Source organism: Providencia sp. Me31A (genome assembly GCF_050487165.1).
GTDB lineage: Bacteria > Pseudomonadota > Gammaproteobacteria > Enterobacterales > Enterobacteriaceae > Providencia.
On sequence record NZ_JBKQGZ010000011.1, the window covers coordinates 56,707 to 72,581 of the forward strand.

Consider the following 15,875-nt stretch of genomic DNA (forward strand, 5'->3'; position numbering starts at 1 on the left):
ATAGTTATCTTTTATATAAGTTCAAAAACTGTTATTCATAATCTGTAGCTCTTTAAAGGAAGCGGTTTATGTATTAATTAGGGGATTTAAATTAGAGTAATTAAAAACACAAATAAAACTCTTTTTATTTGTACAATAGATATAGGTAAATAAAGTAGAGGTAAATAAAATTCTATTTTATTTTTAATATCATTCTTATTCGTAAATATTAATGTTTATATTTATCGTCATAATATTAAATATCTAAAAATGATAGGTGTTAGCTATTTTTGTCATTTTTTTGCTGCGGACAATTCAGTGAATATAACAGAAAAATAAATTCTATATTGCTTTTACTCTAGCGCAGTTAATGTGCACTTCTCCGTCGCCCATTGCATTTAGCTTGAAGGAGAAAGTTGCTGAAAATCCAATAGATGGGCTGTTTATAGTCTGCTTAGGTAGGGGCGGCACTATGTTAGATATTTAATTAAAAATTTGAAGAGGTGAAAGATGGGACAGCAAAATAATCGACGAAAGGAGGGGCTTTTAGGGATGGCTTTGGTAGGAATGCTGTTATCGATGAATGCGCTTGCCTCCACAGTAAATACAACCACGTTAACAGCAACGATTGTTGCTTCATCATGTGTTGGGGAAATATTGACCCCAAACTCATCCGGTCGGGCAGAAGGTAGTGCCGGAACGGTTGATTTTGGGGTTATTAATCCCAAAAGCCGAGTGGCACCCGTACGGCAGTTTTCTTTGCGATTATCGGAAGTGATTGGTGGTAAGACAGGGTGTAGTGCTTTTGAAGCATACGGGCGTCAATACCCTGTTGCAATCCTCAGTTTTGGCGATGTAGGACAGACCCAACTGGATGATGCTGGGGTGATATTACGCAATGATGCCGGAATTGATACGCAGATGCGAGTACAGGTACGCCCATTAAACGCCGAGGGGATATTTTTAAAACCAGGTGCCCCAGGGTATATCACGGCGACGCATTCACAAGTGACATATCCGATTGCTTTTGCTGTTCAAGGGTTGTTTGATTTTCAAGCGACATTGAGTCAACTGAATAATGCGAAGTCAGGCCGATTTAGTGGGGCGTTAACCGTCACAGTCGTGTATCGATAAGGAAAATCACTGTGAAAAAGCAAAAAGGAACACGAAAACAGAGTTGTCATCCATTGAGATTCATTGGTGAACAAACGCCACACAGACATATTATTCGCTATGCATTAGTGAATGTGATTGGTTTTTCACTCGCGTTGAGTAGTCCTGTATGGGCCGAACCTCTTGTTGAAAAGACGTCAGAGACGATAGAAGACACCACGCTTGAAGATAATGAAATCGCGGGTGGAGATGAATTGAATTTGAACTTTATGCAAGGGGGCGGAACGCAAGCAGTGGCATTTTTATCGTCACTGAAATATTTCTATCCTGGCCGTTATTGGGTAGATGTGCAGGTCAATGGTGAGCCTATGGGAAAACGACTGTTGACGGTGACACCGGAAGAAAAATCAGCACTGTGCTTTTCGCCTGAATGGTTATCTGAAGTGCAAGTATATTTACGACCTGCATTTTTTAAATCAACTTATCAGGAAGCGCGCAAGTGCTATGTGTTAGCAGATCAAGTTAATACCCAAGTGAATTTTGATTTGGCAACACAGACGTTGAGCTTAGCCATACCACAAGCGGGATTAGCCAAGATGGGGGAAGGCCTTGATTGGGAATTCGGTAATAACGCTGTGCGCATGAACTACAACGCTAATGCCAATAAAAACCAAGAGGGTATGAATTATTACGGCTCGGGTTCTTTAATAACCAACATAGCAGATTGGATAGTCAACGGAAGTGCATCGTTAACCCAAGATGACCAAACGCTTTCAGTGCTGACAGCTTCTAAAGCTATTTTACCGTTGCAAGCCGATTTAGTGGTAGGAAAAACGTCGGTCAGTAGTGGTGAGCTTGGGGGGCTATCAACCTACGGATTTACGTTAAGTAGTAACCAATCTATGCGGCGCCAAACCCAAGGGTACACCCCAGTATTCAGTGGCACAGCACGAAGTTATGCACGGGTAACATTGCGTCAAGGTAACGCTATTTTGTACTCCGAAATGGTGCCACCAGGACCGTTTAGTATTGACAATGTCACAGTACTAGGGGGTGGGGATGTGGTGATGACCGTCACGGAAAATGATGGCTCAACAACCAGTGAAGTATTTCCTATCACCTTGATTAGTGGTCAGATATCTCCCGGTGAACATGAATACTCAATCTCACTTGGCGTGATTGATAACGATAACCCCGACGGAACTCCGACTGGTGGATTGGCAGCGTTGAGTTACGGTTATGGGCTGGACCTTATGTCATTACGGGCAGGTGCATTAGTCGGCAGTCGCTTTACCGGATTAACGGGTGAGGTTACCTCTCAGTTAGGTGCTTTGGGCTCGGTTTCGGTAGCATTATCGGGAACTCAGTCGCGATACGATGATGGTAATCGTCAGGGATATAAAAACACCCTAACTTATGGGAAAAGTTTTGATGCAGGGACTTCGATTCGCTTTGGATATAACCGATTGAGCGAAAAGTATGACACGCTCGGAGAATATAACGATGACGATTATGCCAGCTTCGCACATCGGCAGAGTCTTAAGCAGGATATTTCAATAGGAACCAGCCAAACATTGTGGCGGGGAGCCTCGTTTTCGGTCAACGGCTGGCAACGTCAATATTGGCAGCGTGATGATAAACAAAAAGGGGTGACGGGAAATTTATCTACACGTATAGGCAAAGTTAGTCTGTCATTAGCAGCTTCACAATATAAGACAGGTAATGACAATCAATACAGCTTTTCGACATCGATATCAATCCCGTTTTCAGTGTTTGATCATGACATCAACACTTTTGCATCGATGTCAGGCAGTAAATCGGGAAGCAACAGCTACTCCTCTGGTGTTTCAACTAACCTGACAGAAAGATGGTCACTATCGGCCAATGAAAGTTGGGGAGGTGATGGCAGTTTAGGAAATCAAACAAGCTTGTGGACAGCTTATGATGGCAGTTTAGCACAACTCAGCGGACAAATGACTAATACTAATAATAGTACATTGGGCTCAGGTTCAGTGAGCGGTTCCGTGATGTATTTACCCGCAGATAACAGTTTCTTGTTAGGGAAGAATATCTCCGACACGGTGGCAGTAGTGCATGTTCCAGGAGGCCAAGGTGTATCGATGTTGGGTGGCCTAGATAAAGCCGACCGTAACGGTAATTTGATAGTGCCACTGAATAGTTATCAGGTGAATACCATCAGCATTGATGCCAGCACATTACCGCCTGATTCTGAACTGTCCATCACGAGTAAGCGCCTTAAACCGACGCAAGGCTCAGTAACTTATGTGCCGTTTGAGTCGATGACTGTCAAGCGGTATCTATTGCAAGTAAAAAAACCAAATGGGCAATTTATCCCTGCGGGAGAATGGGGATATAGCGAGACTGGTGCGCCGTTAGGCTTTGTTAGCCACAATGGCGTGATATTAATTAACTCAGTCGATGCGTTAGGAACGATACATTTTTCGGGCTGTACCGTTTCTGGATCGCAATTGAGAGAGTCTAATCAATTACAAGAGGTAGTGTGTGAATATTAAGCAATTAAGTATGGGCGTGTTCGCTGCTCTGAGTCTGGTAAGTGCTTCGACAGCATGGGCAGCGTTATCGGTAGATCAAAGCCGTTACATTTTTGAAGGTGATAAAGACGCTATATCTATAGTGGTTGAGAATGCGTCGCCTAAGACTTATGGCGGTCAGACGTGGATAGAGAACATAAAAGAAACCGATACACGCCCAACATTCGTAGTTACTCCACCATTTTTCAAAGTAGCAGGCAAAGGCAAGCAAGTTTTGCGGGTAATTAAGGCATTAGAGAATATGCCTGAAGATAAAGAATCCATTTACTGGGTCAGCTTGCAAGAAATTCCACCGTTAAATAAGGATGGGGGGTTATCGGTAGCTCTGCGTACTAAAGTGAAATTGCTGTATCGCCCAGAGAGCCTGATAAAAGACCGTAAGGGCGCAGAGTCAGGTCTGTCGGTGAGAACGGTAGACGGAACAAACCAATTAGTTAATACCACTCCTTATATTTTTGCCATTGCGGATGTGTTGGATGAAAACGATACGCCACTCGTTTTTGACCAGAAGCAACAAGAGGCATTAGCGATGTTTGCGCCTGAAGACTCAGTGGTATTACCCAAAGGTAAGACCGTGAAAAAAGTGATTTCTATTGATGACTTAGGTCACTTAGGAACGCACACGTTAACAGCATCTGTGAAGCCTGATGTAAAACCGACGACACCTGCGTCGGCTATGTCAGCAAATTAAAAGCCAATATTACATATCGCTAAAGGAGTGCACCATGACACGGCACGCACCGTTATCTCAATCATCCTTTTATGCAAAATACCGCAGGAGAGGGAGGGCTTGGATGTTGATAGTGATGATGGGCACTTTAAGTTTTGGTGGCCTGACACACGCTAAAGAAACACAGCGTGTGGAAGCGCTAGGTGTCATCAATGGCAATATGACGGCACGTAATTCCCAAGTAGATATTACTGTCTTCTTATCCGGTCAGCCGTTATTCCAAGCAACGGAAGCGACGGATGCGGAGGCGATATCTGTTTTAACGATAGAACAGGCGCAGCTATTAACACAGGATGGGAAAACGTTCCGGGTACAAAAAAACGTGACATTGCCAGATGGAAAACAAGGGATTGTACGCTTACCTGTTCAGGTACAGATAGATGGTAAGCCCGTTTTATCAACGGTGACGGAAAACAGTTTAGGGGTCGTGGTTACCTTATCAACCCCATCACAGAGGGTCGCATTGATGCCGGTAGGTCCCGTTCAAATAACGGTACCAGCTGAGTATCGCGGGGATATAAACATGCAGTGGCGCGTCTTGGGAGATACGTCACTGCCCACAGAGTGATGATAATTATCATCATAACGCGCTGTCTGGCAAGGAGTTTGAGAGCGACAAGTCAGGCAGCAGTATTAGGACTATACCTACCCAAGGATAGGGCGGCTTATATATAGAGGAAACACAATGAAAAAGCACAATTTAGGTGTGGCAGTAGTGGCATTAGCGGGGGCATTAACCTGCTCCAGTGCTTTGGCTGTAACTGCAACAGGGACAATTAATCATGACATTCATTTTGGAGGGACGATAGCAGATGACGCACCGAAATGGGTATGGGAATTACCTCAAAACTCCATCCGTTTTGATCTGATGGAAAAAGATGTAGTGGTAGATAGTAGTACAAACACGAAATCGTGGGATATTTTTAGCCAGCGTGCGCCAGCCAAGTTTTTAGAAGGGTACATGGAGCCGACAGTGCAAGGCGTAGCGATGCAGGGGCTAAATGCAGATGTTAAATACTTGCAAAATGGCATTGAGGTCACACCCGTATATACCACAAATCATCAATCTACACTGGCGTTAAAAGCGACGGGAAACAAGGATACTACCGCTATTGACGGTCAGTTGTCCTTAACATTGCAACCAGTCCTGCTGCTTGCACAAGCCGCCAAGGCGGGTGACACGACAATAATTGCCAAACAGTTAGCGGACACTGGGGTGTCACAAGCTAATATTAATGCCCGATCCGCGTACGTCAACGCGCAGAGCAAACTAGCGAGTCAGCAGAGCAAAGTGGGCGCAACGTCGATCACATACGACACGAACTCTGTATGGCCTGCAAATAGCTTGGCAGATGGTACGGAAGTGGAAATCCCGATGATTGGTGGATATGCATCTACGATTAGCGCTGGGCTTTTGAGTTTTCCAAAAGATGCAGAGATAAGCCAATGGGAAAGCGTTATCACCGTGCAAGTACAGTATAAATAAGGAAGACAAGACATGAACATGAAAAAATTAATTGCCTTGGCGGTTGCTACCGCAGTCATGAGTCCGATGGTATCGATGGCTGCCGTCACAAATGTGTCTGATAACGTTGGTGATGTGACCCTACAAGGGGATATTATCAAACAAGCGTCACAGTGGCAGTGGACGGTGAATGACTACCCTGGTCAATCGTTGGATGCAAAGCCGAGTGAAGCAACAGAAGCTAATGATGTGATTACCTATAAACTTAACGGTCAGAAATTTATCGCTGTGAGTGGGTTTTTACCATCGTTCTCTGCTGTCAATATCACAGGAAAAAATAGCAGTAGTTATGGCGTGGCAGACAAGACCGAATTATTAGGCGGTGACGGGCAGGCCATTTCTAATATTAAGGCGCTGCCCGCAGGTGCAGTTAGCTTCACAATCCCTGCGATCTCCAAGGATAGTCAAGGTAATGAAGTACAAGGTACATTACAGTTAACTGCCACGGAAATTCGAGGACAACAGGAGGTTGCCCGTGGAGGCACAGATACCCACGGTATATACACATTTGTGTATGGCTCCACGTCTTCTGTACTGCCGGTTGTTGATGGGAGTTGTTTCGTAGGGACAAGTGCATTCCCTGATAGCGCATCGGTCGTGAGAGGCACCGGAAAGCAACCTATGGCAGGAATACAGTCAGCCACTGCTTTCGCTGCGTTCACTAACGCACTTAACCAAGCTGAGTTGACAGGTAATGCTGGGGTACTGAATAATTTCAATAATGTGACAACTGATGAAGCAATGATGCTAGGTTCTGCATGCTCAAAACCTACTGTAACCATGGGTGTCCCACAAAACACAGTGTATCTGGCTGCTGCGCATGTCCTCGAACTCGAACCGACAGCGGTGAGTTTCAATACGGAAGTAAAAGGCCTGTGGAATGCTACATTAACTGTGACTGCATACCAAATGTAGAGTAGTGAATTGGCGTATTGAGGCGGTTTCTTATATTAATCGTTCCCTCAACATGCAGTAAAAAACGGTTGGGTACTTTAGGGCTGTGTCATTCAAAACTTTGGCTTACAGGCTAAGTTTACTTATTTGACACTTCATAAAGTGTTTTACCTGTATAAGCTGAGTGGGGTGATGACGGTGATAAAAAACGCCCCATTCAGCTTATTATTTAGCTTCTGCTGTATTAAGTGTAATAAACAGTCAATAAATACTGAAGAAGATCTAAGCGGTATTCTTTAGTTCATGGTATTTTTGATGAGGCATTAATAGCTTAATCCTTGAATGGTGTCATAACTAATTGTAAAGCTGAATATAATATTCAACCTTATCGATAATAGACTGATGGTTTATAACCAATAAATATTGGAGACTTTCCCGACTTTAACCGCTTAAAAAATCTTACCATTAGAGCACAGCTGCTACCACTAACTTCCAAAAGATGGCATAACCCAGTGACCGTGAAACTTGAGCTCCGAGCGTTCATTTAGTTCGCGATTTTGAGTATTGGTTGTCGAAAATGGCGTAAGCTGCTGCTTTTTCAATATACTATATGCCATATTCCTATGAACACGCTTAAGTTGAACATCTAGCTCTTGTATTCGTTATTATTCGAGCATGAGCGTTTTTGATTATTTTAGGGTATCCTCCTTTCAGCTATGAGTCTCGCTTATTTCATTTTGTGCTTTGGGCTCAAAGTGACTGTTACTTTTCGGATCACATTTATACCCATAAGATTTCGCTTAATTATCAGCGACAAATTTCTACAGTTTTATTAGGCTCCTACATAAAACAGAATAAAATAATTTGTACACATTTTATAAGGTGTTATGTAAAAGAGTGTCTATACTTAAAAATCGGTAACAGGCGTGTATACAAGGCCTGCGTTGATGGGAATGTAGAGCGTTTAAAAAACACACAAACGGGATCGCATTTTATGCAAAAAACAACGAAATTGCGCTGTGTCAATTTTATAATATTTAAGGAGGTTTAATTAACTGAATATATGAATTTAGTTGAGATAGGTTCATATATTAATAAAATTCATAATAACTTTAAAATAAGATACCATAACTAATTAAATATTCTTTTTTGGAGTTCTTATTATTCTTTTTATGAGCTCTTAATATTCTTTTTTGGAGCTATTAAACAAAGGTTATATTTATTGTTAATCTTTGGGAAAAATAAGAACATTTACATTAATGCCAATAACAGTATATTAACAAGTAAATAACCATTAATTGACTGGTCTACAAATCGATTAACAATCGAAAAAAAATTGACGTAAATCAATTCATTGACACTGGCTTTATTTGGTTAAATTGCTTAAATTGGTGCTCGATCAAATATCCGATTTTCTATTAATGGGTATAATTATTGATGTAAATTCAGAATTCAAATCTGAGTCACGTAAAAGAAGTTTATTGTGTGTGAAGATAAGCGTACTATTATTATAGTAGTACCTGTTCTTTTATTTTGTTAATTATTTGTTGTTTTGAGGCATTTTTTGCTGGTAGTTAAGAGGTTTTCTAAAAAATCAATTTGGAAGCCGGGTTGCCGCAAGTCGGTGTCTTCCTGCTAGGAGCAAGGAGTCAAGATGTTTGATATTGTCGAACTGTCACGATTACAGTTTGCCTTAACTGCGATGTATCACTTCCTATTCGTACCATTAACGCTTGGTATGGCGTTTTTGCTTGCGATCATGGAAACGGTATATGTGCTGTCTGGCAAACAAATTTATAAAGATATGACTAAGTTCTGGGGTAAGTTATTCGGTATTAACTTTGCCCTTGGTGTTGCAACGGGTCTGACCATGGAGTTCCAATTCGGTACTAACTGGTCTTACTACGCGCACTATGTTGGGGATATCTTCGGTGCACCTCTTGCAATCGAAGGTCTGATGGCGTTTTTCTTAGAATCAACGTTTGTCGGTTTATTCTTCTTTGGTTGGGATCGTTTAAGCAAAACACAACATCTTGCTGTAACATGGTTAGTTGCTTTAGGTTCTAACTTCTCTGCTCTGTGGATACTGGTTGCAAACGGTTGGATGCAAAACCCAATCGCAGCAGATTTCAACTTTGAAACCATGCGTATGGAAATGGTTAGCTTTTCTGAGCTAGTCTTAAACCCAGTTGCGCAAGTTAAGTTCGTCCACACAGTTGCTGCAGGTTATTGTACCGGTGCAATGTTTATTTTAGGTATTAGCTCTTACTACCTACTTAAAGGTCGTGATGTTGCTTTTGCTAAACGTTCTTTTGCAATCGCGGCAAGTTTTGGTATCGCTGCCGTTCTGTCTGTTATCGTTCTTGGTGATGAATCAGGTTACGAAATGGGTGACGTGCAAAAAACTAAACTGGCTGCAGTTGAAGCTGAGTGGGAAACCCATGCGCCTCCAGCGGCATTTAACTTAATCGCTTGGCCAGATACTGAGAAGCAAGAAAACAAATTTGCGATCTCGATTCCTTGGGCGATGGGTATCATTGCAACACGCTCTGTTGATACGCCTGTATTAGGTCTGAAAGATCTAATGAAACAGCATGAAGTTCGTATCCGTAACGGTATGGTTGCGTATGGTCAGTTACAAGAGCTTCTTGCGGGTAATAAAGATCCTGAACTGCGTACCGCTTTCGAAGCGAGCAAAAAAGATCTCGGTTATGGCCTGCTGCTGAAACAATATGCACCAAATGTTGTTGATGCAACAGAAGCACAGATCCAAAAAGCGGTTAAAGATAGTATTCCGAACGTAGGACCACTGTTCTGGGCATTCCGGATCATGGTAGGTGTCGGTTTCTTACTACTGTTAATCATCGGTTGGTCATTCTTAACCGTTATTCGTAATCGTATCGGTCAAAACAAACTGTTACTGCGTATTGCTTTGATTGGTATTCCATTGCCGTGGATTGCAATTGAATCCGGTTGGTTCGTTGCGGAGTATGGCCGTCAGCCTTGGGCGATTGGTGAAGTATTACCAGTATCCGTTGCTCACTCTAACTTAACGACCCATGACCTGATTTTCTCTTTGGTACTGATCTGTGGTCTGTACACACTGTTCTTAATTGCTGAAATGTTCTTAATGTTCAAATTCGCTCGTAAAGGGCCGAGTAGTCTAAAAACTGGCCGCTACCACTTTGAACAGAAAAACACTTCTGCACACGACGTTCAGTAAATAGGAGCCACTTATGTTTGATTATGAAGTTCTTCGGTTTGTGTGGTGGGTCCTTATCGGTGTATTACTGATTGGGTTTGCCGTCACGGATGGCTTTGACATGGGCGTTGGCTTCTTATTACCTATCTTAGGTAAAACAGATACTGAACGCCGTATCATGATTAATGCCGTTGCACCGCACTGGGATGGTAACCAAGTTTGGTTAATCACGGCAGGTGGTGCGATGTTTGCTGCATGGCCACAAGTCTATGCAGCATCATTCTCTGGTTTCTATATCGCGATGATTTTAGTGTTAGCTGCTTTGTTCTTCCGTCCGGTTGGTTTCGACTACCGTTCAAAACTGGAGAATCCAAAATGGCGTAACATGTGGGACTGGGGGCTGTTCATCGGTGGTTTCGTTCCACCATTAGTTATCGGTGTTGCATTTGGTAACCTATTATTAGGTGTTCCATTGGAAATTGATAACCAACAGTACTTAACCTATACAGGTAACTTGTTCGGTCTGCTAAATCCGTATGGTCTGGTCGCGGGCGTGGTTGGTTTAATGATGATTGTTACCCAAGGTGCAACGTATCTGCAAATGAGAACCACTGGCGAACTGTATCTACGTGTTCGTAAAGCAACCTATATCTGTGCGTTAATCACACTGTTAGCATTTGCTGGTGCGGGTGTTTGGTTGGTAATGGGAATCGATGGCTATGTTATCACTTCAGCGATTGATCACCATGCGGTATCAAACCCATTGAACAAAACAGTAGAAGTTGTTTCAGGTGCTTGGTTGACTAACTTCAACACATACCCTGTTCTGTGGGCTCTGCCTGCTCTGGGTCTAGCACTGCCATTACTGACTATGCTGTTCAGTAAAGCAGACAAAAATGGTTGGGCGTTTGTGAGTTCTTCACTAACTATCGCTTGTATCATTCTAACCTGTGGTGTAGCAATGTTCCCATTCATCATGCCATCAAGCATTATGCCAAATGCAAGTTTGACCATGTGGGATGCAACATCTAGCTTATTCACACTACAAGTGATGACTGTGGTTGCTATTATCTTTGTTCCAATCGTACTGGCATACACCTCATGGTGTTACTACAAAATGTTTGGTCGTCTGGACAAAAACTTCATCGAAGGCAACAAGCACTCACTGTATTAAGGAGCATAACTATGTGGTATTTCGCCTGGATTCTTGGCACGCTGTTAGCTTGTAGTTTTGCAGTGATTGCAGCATTAGCGTTAGAGCACTCTGAAGACTCTAAAGCCGCTAAAGATGGTGAGTAAATAAAATGCTGGTGGATAAAACCTATCAGCTATTGGATAAGGGGCCGATAAGGGCCCTTATCCTTATTTTAGCTTTAGTGACAGCGGGTGCGGTAATGTGGGACCCTACTATGTTCGCAGCCAAAACCAGCTCATTCCAAATATGGCAAGGTCTATTATTAATTTGGGCAACCTGTACGGCGATGATTTTTGGGGTTGGTTTTAAACCACAAAAAGTTATCTTTCGTGCAATTTTTCACCCATTGCCAGCTGCCATCATTCTTATTTGGGGACTTTTTCAAGTCTTTAGATAATTCTAATTGCTAATTGTGGGTCAATAGACCCATAATTATTTTTGATATCTTTACTTTCAAAGTGATTCCAAACTGACACTGTCTTGCGTATAGTGGCATCGTTAATTAATTTAACCTAGGACGGAGTGATTGTTATGTTATTTCGCTGGCCTGTTCGCGTGTATTATGAAGATACAGATGCGGGCGGAGTGGTCTATCATGCACGCTATTTAGCCTTTTTTGAGCGAGCAAGAACTGAAATGCTGCGAAATAAAGGTATTAATCAACAAAGTATGCTTGCTGAAAACATTGGTTTTGTCGTGCGTAGCATGACAATTGATTTTGTTAAAGGAGCAAGGCTAGATGACCTATTGGAAGTTGAGACGCAAATTATGGAAATGAAACGCGCCTCATTAGCCTTTCAACAAAGGTTAGTTGATTCGCAAGGTAACCTGCTTTGTGGGGCGAAAGTCCTAATTGCTTGTGTGGACACATCAAAAATGAAGCCAATTGCGCTTCCTAAGTCTATTGTCGCGGAGTTTAAACAGTGACTGACATGAATATCCTGGATTTATTCCTAAAAGCGAGCCTCTTGGTTCAGCTTATTATGTTTGTTTTGATCGGTTTTTCTATTGCATCGTGGGCGATCATCATTCAAAGAACCAAAATTTTAAACGCGGCGACACGCGAAGCCGAAGCGTTCGAGGATAAGTTCTGGTCAGGTATTGAGCTATCTCGCTTATATAAAGAAAGCCAAGCTCGCCGTGATGAGTTGAGTGGAGCTGAGCAAATTTTCCACTCTGGTTTTAAAGAGTTCGTGCGGTTACATCAAGCCAATATTCATGCGCCAGATGCCGTGGTTACGGGTGCAGCTCGCGCAATGCGTATTTCAATGAATCGTGAATTAGAATCGGTAGAGGCACACATCCCATTTTTAGGTACTGTCGGTTCAATTAGCCCTTATATTGGTTTATTTGGTACTGTGTGGGGGATCATGCATGCCTTTATTGCTCTGGGGGCTGTAAAACAAGCCACATTGCAAATGGTTGCCCCGGGGATTGCGGAGGCGTTGATTGCTACAGCAATAGGTTTGTTTGCTGCTATCCCAGCCGTTATGGCATTCAATCGTTTGAACTTACGTGTGAGTAAGTTAGAGCAAAGCTACGATAACTTTATGGAAGAGTTTCTAGCTATCTTGCATCGTCAAGCATTCTCTGCTGATAAGAAATAAGACGGGGAGATAAGCGAATGGCGCGCACTAGTCGCAGACGTGAGCTGAAATCGGAAATCAACATCGTTCCTTTATTGGACGTATTGTTGGTGTTATTGCTGATATTTATGGCAACTGCACCTATTATTTCCCAAAGTGTTGAGGTTGAATTGCCGGATGCTACCGACACACAAACTGTATCATCAAGTGACAACCCCCCCATCATTTTAGAAGTAGCGGGTGTGGGGCAATATAATATGCGACTTGATGGTGAAGTTTTAGAATTGCTGCCACCTGAGCAGATTGCAGCTGAAGCAAAAAGCCAGCTAGAGAAAAATCCTAAAGCGATTTTCTTGATTGGCGGGGCTAAAGAAGTTCCTTATGAGGAAGTGATTAAGGCGCTGAATATATTGCACACAGCAGGGATCAAATCTGTCGGTTTGATGACTCAGCCTATTTAGGCTGAGTTGTTGTGGTTTGAATAAGTCACAATTCTTTTTTTGGATACCAGAGTGGGAAAGACAAAAGAGAAAAAAGATAACTTAAACCGTTCATTAGTGATGTCAATTGTATTGCACGTCCTATTGATTGGCTTGATTGTTATAGGCTCTTTAGTTTCCGTCGTCAAACTTGGCGGCGGCGGGGAAGAGGGGACTGTCATTGATGCGGTGATGGTTGATCCCGGCGTGGTTGTTGAGCAATACGAACAAATGCAAAAACAACAAAATAGCGCCAGACAAGCCGCTAAAGAGCGCAAAGAGCAGGAACAAAAGCAAGAGGCTGAGCTAAGAGAAAAGCAAGAGCAGGAGCAAAAACGCCTGCAACAACTTGAAGAAGAGCGTATCAAAACTGAGCGAGATACAGCCGAGCAACAAAAGAAAGCTGAAGAACAGCAGAAGAAAGCATTAGACGCCGCTAAAAAAGCGAAGGAAGAACAGAAAATAGCGGAAGAAGCTGCCGCGAAAGCGAAAGCAGAAAAAGAGAAATTAATTAAAGAACAAGCTGCTGCGAAGGCAAAAGCCGAGGCCCAAGCTCAAAAAGAAGCTGAAGCAGCTAAAGCTAAAGCCGAGAAAGAAGCCAAAGAAAAGGCTGAAAAAGAAGCAAAAGAGAAAGCTGAAAAAGAAGCAAAAGAGAAAGCTGAAAAAGAAGCTAAGGCCAAAGCAGACAAAGAAGCTAAAGAAAAAGCAGACAAAGAAGCGAAAGCAAAAGCAGCAAAAGCGAAAGCTGAGGCTGCAAAAAATGCCGCTTCAGTTGACGATTTGCTCGGTGACTTAACCGCATCAGGTCCAAGTAAACAGGGCGGTCAGGCTGCTGCGGGAAGTGGTGGTGGTAAAAAATCGGGTGCTTCGAATGCCGATGTAGACAGCTATGCAGGTAAAGTAAAAGCGGCTATCCAAAGTAAGTTCTATGACTCAGATACTTATCGCGGACGTACCTGTGAACTGCAATTAAAGCTAGCACCAGACGGGTTATTGGTTAGCATTACGCCAAAAAATAGTCCAGCAAATGATGCGGCGCTATGCGATGCGGCAATTCGTGCAGCAAAACTTGCAACGATGCCTAAACCGCCTAGTAGAGAAGTCTATGATACATTCAACAAAGCAGGTAGTACGGTAGTCTTTAAACCTTAATTTTCAATAACTCAGACCTATCTCTATTGAAAATTGAATGGGATTAGAATAAATAGTTTGCGTGGTATCTAGTTTTGTTATTATACCTTTGTTAAAATTCAGCGAATTATTGCGGTAGTAAATAATCCGCAGTAAGGGAGATAAGAATGAAGCAGGCTTTTAAAGTAGTTTTAGGGTTCCTAATGCTATGGGCGACAGTAGCTCAGGCTGAAATACGTATTGAGATTACTGAAGGTGTTAATTCAGCTCAACCAATTGGTGTGGTTCCATTTAAATGGACAGGTACAGGTACACCTCCACAAGAAATTGGTCAAATCGTAGGGGCTGACTTACGTAATAGTGGAAAATTTAACCCGATTGAGCCTAGCCGTATGCCTCAGCAGCCCGGCACGGCCTCTGAAGTCATCCCTGAGGCTTGGACAGCATTAGGGATTAATGCGGTTGTGGTAGGGCAAGTACAGCCTGCCGCTGACGGTAGTTTTGTTGTTAGCTATCAACTTGTTGATGTTGCAGCTAACCCCGGTGCTGTTTTATCTCAGAACCAATTTAAAGTCACTAAAGAATGGTTGCGTTATGCAGCACATACTGCAAGTGATGAAGTTTTTGAAAAACTAACGGGTATTCGTGGTGCATTCCGTACACGTATTGCTTATATTGTGGTTAATAAAGGCGGTCAGTACCCATATGAATTAAGAGTTTCTGATTATGATGGTTTTAACCAGTTTACGGTTCACCGTTCACCAGAACCTCTAATGTCGCCAGCTTGGTCACCCGATGGTGAAAAATTGGCATATGTAACATTTGAAAGCGGTAGTTCAGCGCTTGTCATTCAAACATTGTCAACAGGAGCTGTACGTCAGGTCGCATCTTTCCCGCGTCATAATGGGGCACCTGCATTCTCTCCAGATGGCACAAAACTGGCATTTGCACTGTCTAAAACAGGCAGCCTGAATTTATATGTTATGGACTTAGCAAGTGGGCAAATTCGTCAGGTGACAGATGGCCGTAGTAACAATACGGAACCAAGCTGGATGCCAGATAGCCAAACTTTAGTTTACACATCAGATCAGGCTGGACGTCCGCAGATTTATAAAATGAATATTAATGGTGGCAGTCCGGAACGTGTTTCTTGGGAAGGGACACAGAATCAGGACGCTGATGTTAGCCCGGATGGTACTTTCTTAGTGATGGTCAGCTCCGGCGGCGGTCAGCAACATGTCGCCAAACAAGATCTGGCAACGAATAACGTTGAATTTTTAACGAAAACGTTCCTAGATGAAACGCCGAGTATCGCACCTAACGGCACTATGGTAATTTATAGCTCCTCTCAAGGCTTGGGGACTATATTGCAGCTAGTTTCGACCGACGGGCGTTTCAAAGCGCGTCTTCCGGCTACCGATGGACAGGTTAAATTTCCTGCCTGGTCGCCGTATCTGTGATGCATAAT

Annotated in this window: 15 protein-coding genes; all 15 read left to right on the forward strand. The window is 42.9% G+C overall.

Features of this window, described 5'->3' with window-relative positions:
- The first annotated feature begins 489 nt into the window (after positions 1–489).
- Complete coding sequence (locus tag ACLPIE_RS10625) at positions 490–1,113, forward strand: hypothetical protein (protein WP_430261599.1); 624 nt, start codon at positions 490–492, stop codon at positions 1,111–1,113.
- Between the two features lie 11 nt (positions 1,114–1,124).
- A complete protein-coding gene (locus ACLPIE_RS10630) occupies positions 1,125–3,626 on the forward strand; it encodes a fimbria/pilus outer membrane usher protein (RefSeq protein ID WP_430261600.1) in 2,502 nt (833 codons plus the stop codon).
- Positions 3,616–4,356 carry a fimbria/pilus periplasmic chaperone gene (locus tag ACLPIE_RS10635; protein ID WP_430261601.1) on the forward strand — a complete coding sequence of 247 codons (741 nt, stop codon included), beginning with the start codon at positions 3,616–3,618 and terminating at the stop codon, positions 4,354–4,356. The genes ACLPIE_RS10630 and ACLPIE_RS10635 overlap by 11 nt, the downstream gene beginning before the upstream one ends.
- A 34-nt stretch (positions 4,357–4,390) precedes the next feature.
- On the forward strand, positions 4,391–4,963 hold the full coding sequence (locus ACLPIE_RS10640; RefSeq protein ID WP_430261602.1) for a DUF5462 family protein: 573 nt from the start codon (positions 4,391–4,393) through the stop codon (positions 4,961–4,963).
- A gap of 117 nt (positions 4,964–5,080) precedes the next feature.
- Positions 5,081–5,881: a F4 family fimbrial subunit gene (locus tag ACLPIE_RS10645; RefSeq protein WP_430261603.1), complete on the forward strand. Its 801-nt coding sequence runs from the start codon at positions 5,081–5,083 to the stop codon at positions 5,879–5,881.
- Positions 5,882–5,893: 12 nt separating this feature from the next.
- Positions 5,894–6,835: a F4 family fimbrial subunit gene (locus ACLPIE_RS10650; RefSeq protein WP_430261604.1), complete on the forward strand. Its 942-nt coding sequence runs from the start codon at positions 5,894–5,896 to the stop codon at positions 6,833–6,835.
- 1,633 nt (positions 6,836–8,468) lie between these two features.
- The gene (gene cydA / locus ACLPIE_RS10655) at positions 8,469–10,037 is read left to right on the forward strand and encodes a cytochrome ubiquinol oxidase subunit I (protein WP_430261605.1); all 1,569 of its coding nucleotides are present in this window, start codon (positions 8,469–8,471) and stop codon (positions 10,035–10,037) included.
- Positions 10,038–10,050: 13 nt separating this feature from the next.
- Complete coding sequence (cydB, locus tag ACLPIE_RS10660; RefSeq protein WP_430261606.1) at positions 10,051–11,190, forward strand: cytochrome d ubiquinol oxidase subunit II; 1,140 nt, start codon at positions 10,051–10,053, stop codon at positions 11,188–11,190.
- An 11-nt stretch (positions 11,191–11,201) separates the two neighbouring features.
- On the forward strand, positions 11,202–11,315 hold the full coding sequence (cydX, locus tag ACLPIE_RS10665; RefSeq protein ID WP_004909083.1) for a cytochrome bd-I oxidase subunit CydX: 114 nt from the start codon (positions 11,202–11,204) through the stop codon (positions 11,313–11,315).
- A gap of 5 nt (positions 11,316–11,320) precedes the next feature.
- The gene (gene ybgE / locus ACLPIE_RS10670) at positions 11,321–11,608 is read left to right on the forward strand and encodes a cyd operon protein YbgE (protein ID WP_369308368.1); all 288 of its coding nucleotides are present in this window, start codon (positions 11,321–11,323) and stop codon (positions 11,606–11,608) included.
- A gap of 134 nt (positions 11,609–11,742) precedes the next feature.
- The gene (gene ybgC, locus ACLPIE_RS10675) at positions 11,743–12,138 is read left to right on the forward strand and encodes a tol-pal system-associated acyl-CoA thioesterase (protein ID WP_430261607.1); all 396 of its coding nucleotides are present in this window, start codon (positions 11,743–11,745) and stop codon (positions 12,136–12,138) included.
- On the forward strand, positions 12,135–12,818 hold the full coding sequence (gene tolQ / locus ACLPIE_RS10680; protein ID WP_430261608.1) for a Tol-Pal system protein TolQ: 684 nt from the start codon (positions 12,135–12,137) through the stop codon (positions 12,816–12,818). Before ybgC ends, tolQ begins: the two co-directional genes overlap by 4 nt.
- Positions 12,819–12,835: 17 nt before the next feature.
- Positions 12,836–13,258, forward strand: a complete 423-nt coding sequence (tolR, locus tag ACLPIE_RS10685; protein ID WP_430261609.1) for a colicin uptake protein TolR — start codon at positions 12,836–12,838, stop codon at positions 13,256–13,258.
- Positions 13,259–13,309: 51 nt separating this feature from the next.
- Positions 13,310–14,428, forward strand: coding sequence for a cell envelope integrity protein TolA (tolA, locus tag ACLPIE_RS10690; RefSeq protein ID WP_430261610.1), 1,119 nt, complete (start codon positions 13,310–13,312; stop codon positions 14,426–14,428).
- Positions 14,429–14,574: 146 nt separating this feature from the next.
- On the forward strand, positions 14,575–15,867 hold the full coding sequence (gene tolB, locus ACLPIE_RS10695; RefSeq protein ID WP_430261611.1) for a Tol-Pal system beta propeller repeat protein TolB: 1,293 nt from the start codon (positions 14,575–14,577) through the stop codon (positions 15,865–15,867).
- The last annotated feature ends 8 nt before the right edge of the window (positions 15,868–15,875 follow it).